General features: G+C 65.2%; 16 protein-coding genes. 13 read left to right on the plus strand and 3 right to left on the minus strand.

The genetic code is table 11. The features are described from left to right. Position 1: 1 nt before the first annotated feature. Together E4P09_RS06430 and pxpB are read right to left on the minus strand one after the other, a co-directional pair. Positions 2-1,042: a 5-oxoprolinase subunit C family protein gene (locus E4P09_RS06430; protein WP_137388698.1), complete on the minus strand. Its 1,041-nt coding sequence runs from the start codon at positions 1,040-1,042 to the stop codon at positions 2-4. Then, the gene (gene pxpB, locus E4P09_RS06435; protein WP_137388699.1) at positions 1,035-1,781 is read right to left on the minus strand and encodes a 5-oxoprolinase subunit PxpB; all 747 of its coding nucleotides are present in this window, start codon (positions 1,779-1,781) and stop codon (positions 1,035-1,037) included. The genes E4P09_RS06430 and pxpB overlap by 8 nt, the downstream gene beginning before the upstream one ends. Positions 1,782-1,967: 186 nt before the next feature. Here pxpB and E4P09_RS06440 point away from each other — a divergent pair, with 186 nt between their 5' ends. The 9 genes from E4P09_RS06440 (at position 1,968) to E4P09_RS06480 (ending at position 9,644) form a co-directional block, all read left to right on the plus strand. Further along, complete coding sequence (locus E4P09_RS06440) at positions 1,968-2,606, plus strand: DUF1989 domain-containing protein (protein ID WP_137388700.1); 639 nt, start codon at positions 1,968-1,970, stop codon at positions 2,604-2,606. Next, positions 2,603-3,433 carry an amino acid ABC transporter ATP-binding protein gene (locus tag E4P09_RS06445; RefSeq protein ID WP_137388701.1) on the plus strand — a complete coding sequence of 277 codons (831 nt, stop codon included), beginning with the start codon at positions 2,603-2,605 and terminating at the stop codon, positions 3,431-3,433. Before E4P09_RS06440 ends, E4P09_RS06445 begins: the two co-directional genes overlap by 4 nt. After that, on the plus strand, positions 3,430-4,095 hold the full coding sequence (locus tag E4P09_RS06450) for an amino acid ABC transporter permease (RefSeq protein WP_239025039.1): 666 nt from the start codon (positions 3,430-3,432) through the stop codon (positions 4,093-4,095). The genes E4P09_RS06445 and E4P09_RS06450 overlap by 4 nt, the downstream gene beginning before the upstream one ends. Further along, complete coding sequence (gene speB, locus E4P09_RS06455) at positions 4,079-5,053, plus strand: agmatinase (RefSeq protein WP_137388702.1); 975 nt, start codon at positions 4,079-4,081, stop codon at positions 5,051-5,053. The genes E4P09_RS06450 and speB overlap by 17 nt, the downstream gene beginning before the upstream one ends. Before the next feature lie 87 nt (positions 5,054-5,140). Beyond that, the gene (locus tag E4P09_RS06460; RefSeq protein ID WP_137388703.1) at positions 5,141-5,923 is read left to right on the plus strand and encodes a transporter substrate-binding domain-containing protein; all 783 of its coding nucleotides are present in this window, start codon (positions 5,141-5,143) and stop codon (positions 5,921-5,923) included. Positions 5,924-5,984: 61 nt separating this feature from the next. Continuing rightward, complete coding sequence (locus E4P09_RS06465; RefSeq protein ID WP_137388704.1) at positions 5,985-6,635, plus strand: GntR family transcriptional regulator; 651 nt, start codon at positions 5,985-5,987, stop codon at positions 6,633-6,635. Next, entirely contained in the window at positions 6,635-7,654 is a 1,020-nt protein-coding gene (locus E4P09_RS06470; RefSeq protein WP_239025040.1) for a hydroxyacid dehydrogenase, read from the plus strand. Before E4P09_RS06465 ends, E4P09_RS06470 begins: the two co-directional genes overlap by 1 nt. Further along, complete coding sequence (locus tag E4P09_RS06475; RefSeq protein ID WP_137388705.1) at positions 7,648-8,904, plus strand: Zn-dependent hydrolase; 1,257 nt, start codon at positions 7,648-7,650, stop codon at positions 8,902-8,904. Before E4P09_RS06470 ends, E4P09_RS06475 begins: the two co-directional genes overlap by 7 nt. A 29-nt stretch (positions 8,905-8,933) precedes the next feature. Beyond that, complete coding sequence (locus tag E4P09_RS06480) at positions 8,934-9,644, plus strand: fumarylacetoacetate hydrolase family protein (RefSeq protein WP_137388706.1); 711 nt, start codon at positions 8,934-8,936, stop codon at positions 9,642-9,644. 59 nt (positions 9,645-9,703) lie between these two features. Here the strand turns inward: E4P09_RS06480 and E4P09_RS06485 are convergent, their stop codons facing one another. Further along, on the minus strand, positions 9,704-10,342 hold the full coding sequence (locus E4P09_RS06485) for a TetR/AcrR family transcriptional regulator (protein WP_239025041.1): 639 nt from the start codon (positions 10,340-10,342) through the stop codon (positions 9,704-9,706). A 90-nt stretch (positions 10,343-10,432) separates the two neighbouring features. Here E4P09_RS06485 and E4P09_RS06490 point away from each other — a divergent pair, with 90 nt between their 5' ends. The 4 genes from E4P09_RS06490 to E4P09_RS06505 are packed head-to-tail and all read left to right on the plus strand — an operon-like array spanning position 10,433 to position 14,747. Further along, positions 10,433-11,560: an acyl-CoA dehydrogenase family protein gene (locus tag E4P09_RS06490; RefSeq protein WP_137388708.1), complete on the plus strand. Its 1,128-nt coding sequence runs from the start codon at positions 10,433-10,435 to the stop codon at positions 11,558-11,560. A gap of 47 nt (positions 11,561-11,607) precedes the next feature. Continuing rightward, positions 11,608-12,369, plus strand: coding sequence for a 3-hydroxyacyl-CoA dehydrogenase (locus tag E4P09_RS06495; protein ID WP_137388709.1), 762 nt, complete (start codon positions 11,608-11,610; stop codon positions 12,367-12,369). Continuing rightward, positions 12,366-13,544, plus strand: coding sequence for an acyl-CoA dehydrogenase family protein (locus E4P09_RS06500; protein WP_137388710.1), 1,179 nt, complete (start codon positions 12,366-12,368; stop codon positions 13,542-13,544). The genes E4P09_RS06495 and E4P09_RS06500 overlap by 4 nt, the downstream gene beginning before the upstream one ends. A 30-nt stretch (positions 13,545-13,574) precedes the next feature. Further along, positions 13,575-14,747, plus strand: coding sequence for an acetyl-CoA C-acetyltransferase (locus E4P09_RS06505; RefSeq protein WP_137388711.1), 1,173 nt, complete (start codon positions 13,575-13,577; stop codon positions 14,745-14,747). The last annotated feature ends 1 nt before the right edge of the window (position 14,748 follow it).

Consider the following 14,748-nt stretch of genomic DNA (forward strand, 5'->3'; position numbering starts at 1 on the left):
ATTACTCCTGAGCTGCCGGCGCCGAGGCCGAATGAACGCCGCTGATGAGATTGGCTGCAAGCAGCCGTTCGGACGTCAATCCAAACACGCCCTCGACCACTGGTTCCAAACGGTCGGCCATCCCTTGCAGCTGCGCCCGATATTGGCGGGTGATCTCCACCGCCTGCTCGATCGGGACCTGCTGGAACCGGATCTCTTCTCCCGGCCTGCGCTGGGCGATGCGCGGCAGGTCCGCCTCGATCACGGTCGCGATCTTGGGATAGCCCCCGGTCGATTGGCGGTCGGCCAGCAGCACGATCGGCCGGCCGTGGCCCGGCACCTGCACACTGCCATTCATAATCCCATCGGAGATGATGTTGAAGCCGTCCGCATGCGCGATCGAGGGCCCGTCCAACTGGCAGCCCATGCGGTCCGTCTTCTGCGACACGCGATAGGTGGAATTGAGAAAGGTATCGATCCCCGCCTGGCTGAACATGTCCGCTTGCGGCCCCAGCACCACCCGTATCGGCCCGCTCCAGTCCGGCCGGCGCGGCGGGGGAAGGGCAAGACGTGGACCTGACGGCAAGCTCGGCCGCAGCGGCAGGCGATCGCCTGAGATCAGCGCCCGGCCATTGAGGCCACCAATGCCCGAACGGGAGTGGGTGGAGAGGCTGCCTAAGGTCGGCGGAATGTCGAAGCCGCCCTGCACCGCGAGATAGGCCCGAACGCCGGTCCTGAACGTCCCGATCTCCAAAACGTCGCCCCGTTCGAGATCGAGGCTGGTGTACCCATCGGCGGCCTTGCCGTTGACGGTGATGGGCCCCTCGGCCCCGGCGATGCTCACACGGCATGCCGGCGCATCCACCCGGGCGGCAACACCGGTGAAGGTCATCTCGATGGCCGCCATGTCCAGTGGATTGCCGACCAGCGTGTTGGCCGTGGCCAGGGAGAGCATGTCCATGGCGCCCGAGGCGGAAATGCCATACCGCTGATAGCCGCGTCGGCCCCGGTCCTGGAGGGTCGAGAACAGACCACCCTGAGTGATCAAGATGTGGTCAGCCATGCGCGCTCTCTTCCACCGCGACCTCGACGCCGGCTTCCGCCGCCGCGCACATGTCTTCATAGTCCTCCACCGAGATGGGCGTAAACCGCACCCGGTCGCCCGGCTCGAACAGGAATGGCTGGCTTGCCCGGCGCGGATCATAGGTGCGCACCGGCGTCTGCCCAAGCAGGTGCCAGCCGCTGGGCAACTCCAGGGGCGGCGAGATCGCCGCCTGCATGCCGCCGATCGAAATGGTGCGCGGTGGCGTCTTGAGGCGCGGATCGGTCCTGCGGCTGGTATGAATGGCTTCTGGCAAGCCTCCGAGATACGAGAAGCCCGGCGCAAAGCCCAGCATGTAGACGCGGTACTCCGCGCCGGCGTGGCAGGCGATCAGTTGCTCCGGCGTCATCCCGTGACTCTGCGCAACGAATTCGAGGTCAACCCCATGTTCGCCGCCATAGCACACGGGAACACGCCAGCATCGGGCGTGCTTGGTGTTCCGCTCGTCGGTTGGCCATAGGTCGAGCACGGTCTGGCACAGCGCATCCCGCGACAGCCGCAAGGGATCATAGAGCACGAGCAGCGACCGGTAGGTCGGCACCATCTCCTCTATGCCGTCGAGTCCGGTCTCCGCCAGCGCGTCGCTCAAGCGGATCACCCGGCTGTTCACGTCCTCGCTGACGATATTGCCGAGCTCGATCGTGAGCCCGGTCTCGCCGGCGTCGAGAAAGCGCGGAAACGGATAGATGCCATCGGTCATGGCGCGCAGCCAGTGTGCCTCGAGCGGGAAGGTTGCCCTCCTAATAGCAGATGCAGGAGGAGCCCGCGACCGCTCTTGTTCCCACCAGAGCACGATGAAAAGCTGGGCAATCCCTGCCTAAAAATTCCACTTGCATTCCACTGGTATACCGAAGACGCTGGTGAAGAAACAAGAAGGGGCGGGGACATGGAGCTGCAGCTCATCGAAAGGCTCACGCTGCCGGCAGGCTATGGCAAGGCATTGCGCCTGCGGGAAGGCCAGCAGCTGAAGCTCATCAACATCCATGGCACGCAGGCCGTGGATACTTGGGCTTTCGTCGATGGCGATATGAGCGAGCATCTGTCCATGGACAATCTCCGCTCGTTCAACAGCACGGTCTATGTGAACAAGGGCGTCGCGCTGGTCAGCAACCACCGCCGGCCGCTGATCTCGATCGTGGAGGACACCTCCGCCGGCAACCACGACACGCTGCTCTGCGCCTGCAATGCCGACATCTACCGGCAGCTCGGGGTTCAGGGCTACCACCGCAGCTGTGCCGACAACCTGCACGAGGCCCTGGCCGAACTGTCCTTGAGCCTGCCTTTCACGCCATCGCCGCTGAACATGTTCATGAATGTCTCGGTGAATCCGGACGGCAGCCTGAACCGGCTCCTCCCAACGTCCGCGCCTGGGTCATATGTCACCTTGCGCGCCGAGACCGATGTGGTCGTCGCATTCTCCTGCTGCCCACAGGACGTGACCACCATCAACGGCCTGGACCGCAAACCGCGGGACTGTACGATCGAGATCTACGCGCCCGCCAGCCAGCCGGGGGCGTCCTCATGACGCTTGCGGCCGGTGCACCCGATGGCGCAGGGCCGCTGATCAGCGTCCGCGACCTTCGCAAGAGCTTCGGTGCGCACGAGGTGCTCAAAGGCATATCGCTGGATGTGCAGCGAGGCGAGGTCGTCGCCATCATTGGGGCTAGCGGCTCGGGCAAGAGCACTTTCCTGCGCTGCCTCAATGTCCTTGAGGTGCCGACCGCCGGCCAAATCCTGTTTGACCGCTTCAATTTCGACTTCGGCGCCGACAAGGGCCGGCCAACACCCCGCCAGCTCACCGCCCTGCGCAGCGAAATCGGCATGGTGTTCCAGAGCTATAATCTCTGGCCGCACATGACGGTTCTTGAGAATGTCATCGAAGCGCCGATGCAGGTGAAGAAGATGCCGCGGGCGGAGGCGGTCGCCACCGCCGAGGGGCTGCTGAGCCGCATCGGTCTTGCGGAAAAGCGCAACGCCTATCCCGCCCATCTCTCGGGCGGCCAGCAGCAGCGCGTAGCCATTGTTCGGGCGCTTGCCATGTCGCCCAAATTGATGCTGTTCGACGAGGTGACCTCCGCCCTTGATCCGGAGCTGGTGGGCGAAGTGCTCGCGCTCATGGCGGCGCTCGCCGAAGAGGGCATGACCATGCTCCTCGTCACCCACGAGATCGGCTTTGCCCGGGATGTGAGCACCCGCACTGTCTTCTTTGACAGTGGCCTGATTGCTGAGGACGGCCCCCCGCGCGAGGTTCTGTTCAAGCCGAAAAGCGAGCGCCTGCGCCAATTTCTGAAGCGGGTGCTGCACGAGCATGTGGCAGAGGAGGCGCACGCCACCATGGGGGCCCATCCATGACCATGATCTCCGATTGGTGGGAGGGTTTCGCTCCTTACGTGCCGGGCTTCCTGCACGCCTCCTGGCTGGTGCTGGTGATCACCGCCCTGGTCATCATCGTGAGCTGGATCTGCGGCCTCATTGCCGCCCTGGGCAAGCTCTCGTCCATCCCTGTCCTGCGCCAGGTGAGCACCTTCTATATCTGGTTCATCCGCGGCACCCCGACTCTGATCCAGATCTTCATCGTCTATTTCGGCTTCCCGCAGCTGGGGATGCGTCTGTCGCCCTTCGTCGCGGGCGTGCTGGCGCTCGGCATCAACAGCGGCGCCTATGTGGCCGAGATCATCCGGGCCGGCCTGTCCGCCATACCCAAGGGCCAGACGGAATCCTCCCTTGCCTTAGGCATGAGCCGCTATCAGACCATGAAGCGCATCATCCTGCCGCAGGTCTCCAGGATCGTCCTGCCGCCGATCACCAACGAGGCGATCACCACGCTCAAGAATACGTCGCTCCTCTCCACCATTACCGTGGTGGAGCTGACGCTCTATTCCCAGACCATTATTGCGACGACTTTCCGGCCATTCGAATTCTACATCGCCACTGCACTCATCTATCTGGTCATGACAACGATCCTGTCCCAACTGGCCACACGATTGGAACGTCACTATGCCCGTTACGTCTGACGCGGCCGGGGCAGCGAGCGTGCTGCCGATCAACTCGCTGGAAACGCCCCGCTTCTGCGGCGTGCCCACCTTCATGCGCCTGCCACAGGCCACCTCTCTCGATAATCTGGATGCGGCCATTATCGGCCTGCCGTCCGACTCGGGCGGGCCATACCGGACGGGCGCCCGCTTCGGACCGAATGCGGTGCGTGCCATTTCGGTGATGCTGCGGCCGATCAACCCGTATCGCGGCATCAATGTATTCGAGCGTCTCCGCGTTGCCGATGTGGGCGACGCATCGGTCGTTCCGGGCTACCAGGAGGAGTCACTTGGCCGCCTGGAGGAATCCCTGCGCAGCCTGGTGGATGCCGGCGTGGCGCCATTCAGTATCGGCGGCGACCATTCCGTTTCGCTGCCGGGCCTGCGGGCGGTTGCCGCGCGACATGGCCCGCTGGCATTGATCCATTTCGACAGCCATAGCGACACCTGGGATAAATATTTCGCGGGCAAGCGCTACTCGGCGGGCACGCCCTTCCGCCGCGCCGTGGAGGAGAACCTCGTCTCGCCCGAGCACTCGATCCAGATCGGCATGCGGGGCTCGCTGTTCCAGACCAACGACGTCAGCCAGTCGCTCGACCTGGGCTATGAGGTCATCACCACCGATGGCCTGTTCGAGATGGGAATCCCCGCGGTCGTAGATCGCATCGCCCAGCGGGCCGCAGGCCGGCCAGCCTATATCAGCTTCGACCTCGATTTCGTCGACCCGGCCTTCGCCCCAGGCGTGCAGACGCCCGAGGCTGGCGGCCCCTCGTCCCGCGAGGCGCTCGATCTTCTGCGCCGGCTGCACGGTGTGAACCTGGTCGGCTGCGACGTGGTCGAGCTGAACCCGCTCTACGACGGCCCGGCCCAGACCACGGCGCTGCTTGCGGCGACGGTCATGGCCGAGCTCCTGGCGCTGCGCGCCGCTACCGGATCCTGAGGCACGGGTGACATGATGGACATAACCGGCGCCCAGCCTCATGGATGCTCTGCAACAAGCGGAAACAGAGGGGGAATGGAGGTGCGTATGAAGCTCTTTGCATCGATGGCCGCGGCGCTGGTCGCCGCCTTTATGATCCAGCCCGCAGCTGCCCAGGAACTGGAGCTGATCAAACCCGGCCAGCTGTCGGCCGCCACGGAAGGCACCTATCCGCCGTTCAGCATGCGCACGCCGGACGGCCAGCTTGATGGGCTCGAGATCCGGGTCGCGAAGGAGATTGCCCGCCGGCTGGGCCTCGAATATGTACCGGTGGTGATCAAGTGGGAGTCCCTGCTGGTTGGCCTGATGAGTGACCAGTACGACTTTGCCAGCGCCGCCATGGACATCACGCCGGAGCGCCAGAAGCAGGTGCTGTTCGCCGATGGCTGGCTCGAGTCCGGCGGGCGGATCGTGACGCAGAAGGATAGCCCGATCAAAAAGCCGGCCGACGTCAAGGGCAAGACCGTGGGCGTGCTGGTGGCCACCACCTGGCAGAAGATCGCCGAGGGCCTCGGCGCGTCGGTCAAGACCTACAAGGCCGAGTCCGATGCGATCCAGGATCTCGTGAACGGCAATATCGACGCGGTGATCACCGACTCGATCGCGGCTGCCTATGCGATCCAGGCTTCCAAGCTGCCGCTGGTCATGGTGGATGAGTATGTGAGCCATGTGCAGAAGGGCTTCCCCTTCAAGAAGGACAAGCCCAATCTGGTCCGCGCCGTGAACAAGGCGCTCGCCGACATGATCGCCGATGGCACCTATGCCAAGCTGACGGAGCCGCTGGTGGGCTATTCGCCCGCTCCGAAGGAGCCGATCCGCAGCCAGTTCTGAGCAGGCAAACCCGGCCGCTGCGGCGGCCGGGCCATTTTCACTTTTCGGAGCAAACCACACGATGAGCCCTCCCGCCGGCCGTGCAGAGAGTCTCGGCAGGACCGCCTATAACGAGATCCTCGACCGGCTGCTCAAGCACGAGATCCCGGTCGGCTCGGTGCTGCAGGAGCGCAGGCTCGCAGAACAGCTGGACATGTCGCGCACCCCTGTCCGCGACGCGCTCAACCGGCTGGAAAGTGAAGGCTTCATCATCCGCAAGCCGGGCCGTGTGCTGGTGGTGAAGGAGTTCTCGACCCGCGAGCTGATCGAGACCCTGCATGTTCGGCAGATCATGGAAATGGAAAGCGTGACATTGGCCACCGGCCGCATTCCGGCGGAGGAGCTCGACGCGGCTGAGGCCGGTATCCGCGAGCTTTTGGAACGCGCTTCACCCAGCGCCGAGGACGACTGGGACGTGGACAACCGCTTCCACTGCATGATTGCCGACCGCAGCGGCAATGCGGTGCTCGCCAAGTTCATTCGCGACCTGCGGGTCAAGACCTACATGTTCAACCTCGACCGGGTGCCGGAGCGGTTCGAGATCGGCCATCGCGAGCATCTCGCCATCATCGACGCCCTGCGGCGCAACGACCGCGACGCGGCGCGTGCCGCCATTCACGGCCATATCGAGAATGTCAAGCTGAGCATCATCGAGAAGCTCAGGACCATCTGATGGAGCACGCGCGCGGAATGGAGGGACGTTGCCTCATCCTTCAGCCCATCCACCTGGCAGGCATCGAAGCCTTACGCCGCGCCGGCCTTACGATGCGAACGGCTTCCAGCCTTGACCACGAAGCCCTCCGCGAGGAGATCCGCGACTGTCGCGCCGTGCTCACCCGCAACGCAGCCATTACTCGGCCAATGATCGAAACGGCGCCTGCCCTGGAGGTGATCGGCGTGCACGGCATCGGCGTCGACCCGATCGCGGTGGATTTCGCCGCCGAACGGGGCATCCCGGTGGTCAACACGCCATACGCCAATGTGCGCTCGGTGGCGGAACAGGCGATCGCGCTCACCCTGCATCTCGCCAAGGCGATCGGGCCCGCCGATCGGGCGGCACGCGCAGGCGATTTCGATTTCAAATACCGCGCCCGCCTCGTCGAGATCGAGGGGCTGACCTTCGGCGTGATCGGCTTGGGCAATATCGGCCGCGCCACCGCCAGGCTGGCCAAAGCTGTCGGTTTTCGCGTGGGCGCCTATTCCCGCGGCAAGCCTGATGAGGTCTTCGCCGCCGAAGGCATCGAGCGTTTCGCGAGCGTGGACGCGCTGCTCCAGGCCAGCGATGTGGTCTCGCTGCATCTTCCGGCCCGACCCGGCGCGCCCCCGCTGATCGGCGCCCGCGAATTGCGCCTCATGAAACCCACAGCCTTTCTCATCAACACGGCCCGCGGCGCCTTGGTCGACGAAGCCGCCCTGGCCGAAGCCTTGGCGGCCGGACACATTGCCGGGGCCGGACTCGATGTCTTCGCGCGCGAGCCCCTTTTGCCGGATTCTCCACTCTGTAGGCTGGACAATGTGGTGCTGACGCCGCATACGGCGGGCTCGACTGGCGCGGCCCTGAAGCGAACGGCAATACAGCTCGCAGAACAGGTGCTCGCGGTCCTGTCAGGCCGGCGTCCTGATCATCTGGTCGACCCGCAGGCCTGGCCGCGCTTCGTTGAGCGCCGTGCGAGAGGTGAGGCAAAATGCTGACCGTCGACATGGACCTGGCGCGGCGCCTGTTCGAGACGCTCGCCGAGAAGACGCAGGACCCGCCCGGCATAACACGGGCCGCCTATGGTGCGGGCGAGGAATTCGCCCATGGGCTTGTGCGTCAGGTGGGCCGGGATCTCGGCCTCGTTCAGGCGGTCGATGCGGCCGGAAATCTCTATCTCACGCTGCCGGGCCGGCAGCCCGAGCTGCCGCAATGGATCATCGGCTCCCATCTCGACTCCGTGCCCCACGGCGGCAACTACGATGGCGCAGCGGGGGTGATTGCCGGGCTCTGTACCATCGCGGCGCTCAAGCACGCTGGCATTGATCCGCATCGAAGCATCACGGTAATGGTGATCCGCGCCGAGGAGAGCACCTGGTTCCCCATCTCCTATCTGGGCAGCCGCGCTGCCTTCGGCTTGCTGCCGGGCGAGCTCTTGGACACCCCGCGCAGCGACACGGGCCTGAGTCTTTACGTCCATATGGCTGAGCTGGGCCTGCGTCCCGACGCGGTGCGTCAAGGCGAGGCCCACCTCAACCCTGAGCACATTCACGGCTTCATCGAGGTCCATATCGAGCAAGGGCCGGTGCTGGAGATGGCCGACAAGCCCCTTGGCCTCGTCACCGGCATCGCCGGCAGCTTCCGCTACCGTACGGGGCGTTGCATCGGCAGTTACGGCCATTCCGGCGCGGTGCCGCGGCCCTACCGGCAGGACGCGGTGGTGGCGCTGGCCGAGCTGATCACCGGCATGGATGAGATCTGGGCCAAGCAGCTGGCGGCCGGCCGCCACGCCACCGTTACCTTCGGCGAGGTCGGCACCGATCCTGAGATGCACGCCTTCAGCAAAGTGCCCGGCGAGGCCCGCTTCTGCCTCGACGTGCGGAGCGATCGGGTGGAGACGCTGAACCTTCTGCACGCCGAGCTGATGGCCCTGGGCGCCCGTATCGAGCAGAAGCGCGGCGTGCGCTTCCTGTGGGGCGAGCGCACCGGCAGCACACCGGCCCCGCTCGACCCGGAGCTGCGCCAGGGGCTTGCGGAAACAGCCACCGCTGAGGGCATAGGCTTCGTCGAGATGGCCAGCGGCGCTGGGCATGATACGGCCGTGTTCGCCAATGCCGGCGTGAAGGCGGCTCTGATCTTCGTGCGCAACCAGAATGGCAGCCACAATCCGCACGAAGCCATGCGCCTGGAGGATTTCGAGCAGGCATGCAACCTGCTCACCCGTTTCATCGCCCTCCAGGAGCAGTAAGGACTGAGGTACGAGTGGGAGTATCCGAAATGACTATTCGAGAGAAGTCCGCGGTCGCCTATCTGTTCGAGCCGACTCCGCGCCCGGCCGTCCCGGTTGCCGGGTCGGACAAGCTGTTCCCGGTGCATCGCATCTATTGCGTCGGCCGCAACTATGCGGACCACGCCATCGAGATGGGCCATGACCCGAACCGCGAGCTGCCCTTTTTCTTTCAGAAGAGCCCGGATTGCCTGGTGCTGAACGAGAGCGACTTTCCCTACCCCACCCGCTCCGACGACGTACACCACGAGATCGAGCTGGTGGTCGCCCTCGGCAAGGGGGGCGCGGATATCCCGGTGGAGAGGGCGCTCGACCACGTCTTCGGCTATGCGGTCGGTCTCGACATGACCCGCCGCGACCTGCAGGGCGAGGCGAAGAAGCAAGGCCGGCCCTGGGAGGTCGGTAAATCGTTCGAGGCCTCCGCGCCGTGCTCGGCCATCGTGCCGGCATCCCGCATCGGCCACCCGGCTAAAGGCGCCATCTGGCTGAATGTGAACGGCACGCAGAAGCAGAGCGGCGACATCGACCAGCTGATCTGGAAAGTGCCGGAGATCATATCCTACCTGTCCGGCCTGTTCACATTGCAAGCTGGCGACCTGATTTTCACCGGGACGCCCGCCGGCGTCGGCCCGGTGGCCCGGGGCGACAAGCTGCATGGCGGCGTCGACGGGATCGCCGAGATCCGCACCCGGGTCGTCTAGAGCATTTCGCGCGAAGTGGATACCGGTTCGCGTAAAGAAAATGCGACCAAGCCGGAAATCTAGCCTGAGCGCGGCGCGATGCCCGTGGTGAGCAGGTCGACCATGTGCTCGGCCAGATCGGCGGCTGGCGTATCGCCGTCCTGGCGGAACCAGAAGGCTGGCCAGTTGAGCGCGCCGGCCAGCACGAAGGCGGCGAGGCGCACATCCGTCTGCTTGATGGAGCCGTCGGCTACCCCTTCGGCGATCAGACCACGCATGGCCGTATCGATCTGTCGCTTGAGCGAGCGGAACCGCTCGGCGCTATCCGGTGACAGAGCGCTCGCATCGGTGCGGATCACGCAGCGGCCGAAATCGGTCATGTTGATCTCGGCATAGAGGCGGAGGAAGACCTGCAGCCGGTCCAGACCGGTACCCGGCTGGGCACGCGCCTTGCTGGCCGCCTCCTGCAGGCGCTCCAGCCCCCGGGTCAGGCATTCCAGCAGCACCTGATCCTTGTTGCCGAGATAGTGGTAGATCGTGGGCTTGGATACCCCGAGGCTGGCGGCCACCTCGTCCAGCGAGGTTGCGTGGAAGCCGCGCGCGTTGAACATTCTCACCGCAGCCAAAAGGATCGCTTCGCGCTTCTGCGCGCGCTCCTCGTCCCGCTCCTTCTGTGACCTGAACGGCGAGGGGCCGATGCTGAATTCCGTGTCGCTCAAAGATGCCCACCTGGTTGAGGCTTCTCGAATTGACATGGCGTAACACAGCATGATAGCTACTGGCCAGTATATAATCTACGGAGAAGTTTCTTGCTTCTTTCCGAGACCCAGCAGGCCGTACGTGATGCGGTGCGCGCCTTTGCCCAGGCGGAAATCCGCCCGCGCAGCGCTGCGTTCGAGCGCGCCGGGGGCTACCCGCCCGAGCTGTTCACGGAACTTGCGGGCCTCGGTCTCATGGGCATGAGCGCGCCGGAGTCGGTCGGCGGCGCCGGGGCTGATTGCGTATCCTATGCCCTTGCCCTGATCGAGATTGCCGCCGCTGACGGCGCGCTCTCCACCATTCTCTCCGTTCACAACAGCCTGGCCATTTCAGGCCTGTTGAAGGACGGCACCGAGGCGCAGAAAGAGCGCTTCCTGCCGGAGCTGATCAGCGGCCGTATGATCGGCGCCTTCGCCCTGACCGAAGCGGATGCAGGCTCCGATGCGGCGGCGATCCGTACCCGGGCAACGCGGGTGGACGGCGGCTGGCGCATCGATGGCGCCAAGCAGTTCATCACCTCTGGCCGCATCGCCGGCGTGACCATGGTCTTCGCCGTCACCGACCCGGAGGCGGGCAAGCGCGGCATCTCTGCCTTTCTCGTGCCGAGGGATACGCCCGGCTACATCATCGACAAGGTGGAGCACAAGCTCGGCCAGGGTGCATCCGACACCTGCGCTCTACGCTTCGAGAACATGTTCCTGCCTGACGAGCTGCTTCTCGGCCAGCCGGGGCAGGGCTACCGCATTGCATTATCCAACCTCGAGACCGGGCGCATCGGCATCGGCGCCCAGGCCGTGGGCATGGCCCAGGGCGCTCTCGAGACGGCCGTCGATTACGCCCGCGAGCGCCGGTCCATGGGCAAGCCCATCATAGAGCATCAGGCGGTCGGTTTCAGGCTCGCCGATCTTGCGGCGCGGCTGGAAGCCGCCCGCCAGCTGGTGCTGCACGCGGCCAGCCTCAAGGACGCGCAGCGCCCCTGCCTGAAGGAAGCCTCCATGGCCAAGCTGGTGGCATCGGAGACTGCCGAGGCCGTGGTTTCCGGCGCCATCCAGACCCTGGGCGGCTACGGCTATCTCGAAGAATTTGGCTTGGCCAAGATCTATCGGGACGTCCGTGTCTGCCAGATCTACGAGGGCACATCCGACATCCAGCGAATGGTCATCGCGCGCTCGCTTTAGGGCGGGCCGACTCGCGGCGCAGAGTTTCACGGGGAAAGGAAGACGGAATGCAGATTGAAGGGGTTGCAGCGATCGTGACCGGAGGGGCCTCCGGGCTTGGCGCCGCCACCGCCGAGCGCCTGGCGCGCCTGGGGGCCAAGGTCACGATCTTCGATCTCAATCAGGATCTCGGTGAGGGCAAGGCGGCGGAGATCGGCGGCCGGTTCATGGCGGTCAATGTCACCGAAGAGGATGCGGTCTCGGAGGCGATGGCCAAGGCGGAAGGCTTGCATGGCAAGGCGCGCATCCTCGTGAACTGCGCCGGCATCGGCCCGCCCCAGAAGACGGTGGGCCGTGAGGGTCAGCCGCATGCCCTTGCCGATTTCCGCAAAGTGATCGAAATCAACCTGGTCGGCACCTTCAACGTGCTGTCGAAATTTGCGGCGTCCCTGAGCAAGGCCGAACCGCTGGGCGAGGAGCGCGGCGTCATCGTCAACACCGCTTCCGTTGCCGCTTTCGACGGACAGATCGGCCAGGCCGCCTATTCCGCCTCCAAGGGCGGCATCGTGGGCATGACCCTGCCGGTTGCGCGCGATCTCGCCCAGTTTGGCATCCGGGTGGTCACCATCGCGCCCGGCCTGTTCATGACGCCATTGCTGGCCACCCTGCCGCCCCAGGCCCAGGAGTCGCTCGGCAAGCAGGTTCCCTTCCCGAACCGCCTCGGACGGCCGGAGGAATACGCGCAACTGGTGGAGAGCATCGTGACCAATCCCATGCTGAACGGCGAGGTCATCCGCCTCGACGGCGCCATCCGGATGGCACCCCGATGAGCGGCGTCGGCATAGAGAAGGCGGCGGAAATCGCCGCGCGGGTAGAGGACTTCGTTCGCAACGTGGTCATCCCCTACGAGAAGGACCCGCGGCGCGACAACCATGGTGGGCCGCTGGACGAACTCGTGTTCGAGATGCGCGAGAAGGCGCGGGCCGCAGGGGTGCTCACCCCGCACATCCTGGCCGATGGCAGCCATCTCTCCCAGCGCGAGACGGCCATGGTGCTGAAGAAGTCGGGCCTGTCGCCGCTCGGCCCGCTCGCCTGCAACACCAACGCGCCCGACGAAGGCAACATGTACCTCCTGGGCAAGGTCGGCAGCCCGGAGATCAAGGAGCGGTTTCTCAAGCCGCTGGTCGAGGGCCGCGCCCGCTCCGCCTTCTTCATGACCGAGCCGGCCTCGGAAAACGGTGCGGGCTCCGACCCCTCCATGATGAAGACCACCTGCGTGCCCGACGGCAACCATTGGGTGATCAATGGCCGCAAGGCCTTCATCACCGGGGCGCAAGGCGCGAAGATCGGCATCGTCATGGCCAAGTCTCAGGACGGCGCTTGCATGTTCCTGGTCGATCTGCCCGACCCCGCCATCAAGATTGAGCGGGTGCCCAACACCATCGACAGCTCCATGCCTGGTGGTCATGCCGTCGTCACCATCGACAACCTGCGCGTTCCCGCCGACCAGATGCTGGGCAACAGCGGCGAAGGCTTCAAATATGCCCAGGTCCGCCTGAGCCCGGCCCGCTTGTCCCATTGCATGCGCTGGCACGGCGCCGTCACCCGCGCTCACGAGATCGCCACCGCCTATGCGGTGAAGCGCCAGGCCTTCGGCAAAGTGCTCATCGACCACGAGGGCGTGGGCTTCATGCTGGCCGACAACCTCATCGACCTGAAGCAGGCCGAGCTGATGATCGACTGGTGCGCCGACGTGCTCGATACCGGCTCGCTCGGCACCGCCGAAAGCTCCATGGCCAAGGTCGCGGTCTCCGAGGCGCTGTTCCGGGTGGCCGACCGCTGCATCCAGGTGATGGGTGGCTCCGGCGTCACCGAGGACACCATCGTCGAGCAGGTGTTCCGCGAGATCCGCGCCTTCCGCATCTATGACGGCCCGACCGAGGTGCATAAATGGTCGCTGGCCAAGAAGATCAAGCGCGAGGCAATCCAGGCGAGCCAGCACTGACCCACATCCGCCTCAGGGAGAACGAGACAAATGGCCGAAGCCTATATTGTTGAAGCCGTGCGCACCGCCGGCGGCCGCCGTGGCGGCAAGCTCGCCGGCTGGCATCCCGCCGATCTCGGCGCCGAGGTGCTCAATGCCATCGTCGACCGCACCGGGCTAGATCCCACTGCGATCGAGGACGTGATCGTCGGCTGTGTCACCCAGGCGGGCGAGCAAGGGTTCCACCTCGGCCGCAACGCAGTGCTGGCGTCCAAGCTGCCCCAGAGCGTCCCGGCGGTGACCATCGACCGGCAGTGCGGCTCGTCCCAGCAGGCGATCCAGTTCGCCGCCCAGGCCGTGATGTCCGGCACCCAGGACGTGGTCATTGCCGCCGGCATCGAGAGCATGACCCGCGTGCCCATGTTTTCGAATGTTGCGCTGCATCAGAAGGAAGGCATGGGCGTCGGCCCGTTCAGCGAGCGTATCCAGAAGCGTTTCGGCGTGGAGGGCTTCAGCCAGTTCATCGGCGCCGAGATGATGGCCGAGAAATATGGCTTCAGCCGCGAGGAGCTCGACCGCTATGCCCTGCGCAGTCACCAGCGCGCCGCGGCGGCGGTGAAGGCCCGGGCATTCGACGAGGAGATCGTGCCGATCACTATCGAAACGCCCGAAGGCCCGCAGCAGCACGCGGTGGATGAGGGCATCCGGTTTGACGCCACGCTGGAAGGCATTGGCTCGGTGAAGCTGCTGCAGGAAGGCGGCCGCATCACCGCCGCCAATGCCAGCCAGATCTGCGATGGCGCTTCCGCCGTGCTCATCGTCAGCGAGAAGGCGCTGAAAGAGCACGGCCTCGAGCCCCTGGCGAGGATCCATAACCTGACCGTTACGGCAGGCGATCCGGTGATCATGCTGGAGGAGCCGATCCCGGCCACGCGCAAGGCGCTGGCCAAGGCGGGTATGACCATCGATGACATCGATCTCTATGAGGTCAACGAAGCCTTCGCGCCGGTGCCGCTGGCCTGGCTCCAGGAGACCGGCGCCGATCCGGACAAGCTCAACGTGAACGGCGGCGCCATTGCGCTCGGCCATCCCCTCGGCGCATCCGGCACCAAACTGATGGCCACTCTGGTGCACGCCCTGAAGGCCCGCGGCAAGCGCTATGGCCTGCAGACCATGTGCGAAGGTGGCGGCATCGCCAATGTGACCATCGTCGAGGCGGCATGAC

Origin of the sequence: Rhodoligotrophos defluvii (genome assembly GCF_005281615.1) — a bacterium.
Taxonomy (GTDB): Bacteria; Pseudomonadota; Alphaproteobacteria; order Rhizobiales; family Im1; genus Rhodoligotrophos; species Rhodoligotrophos defluvii.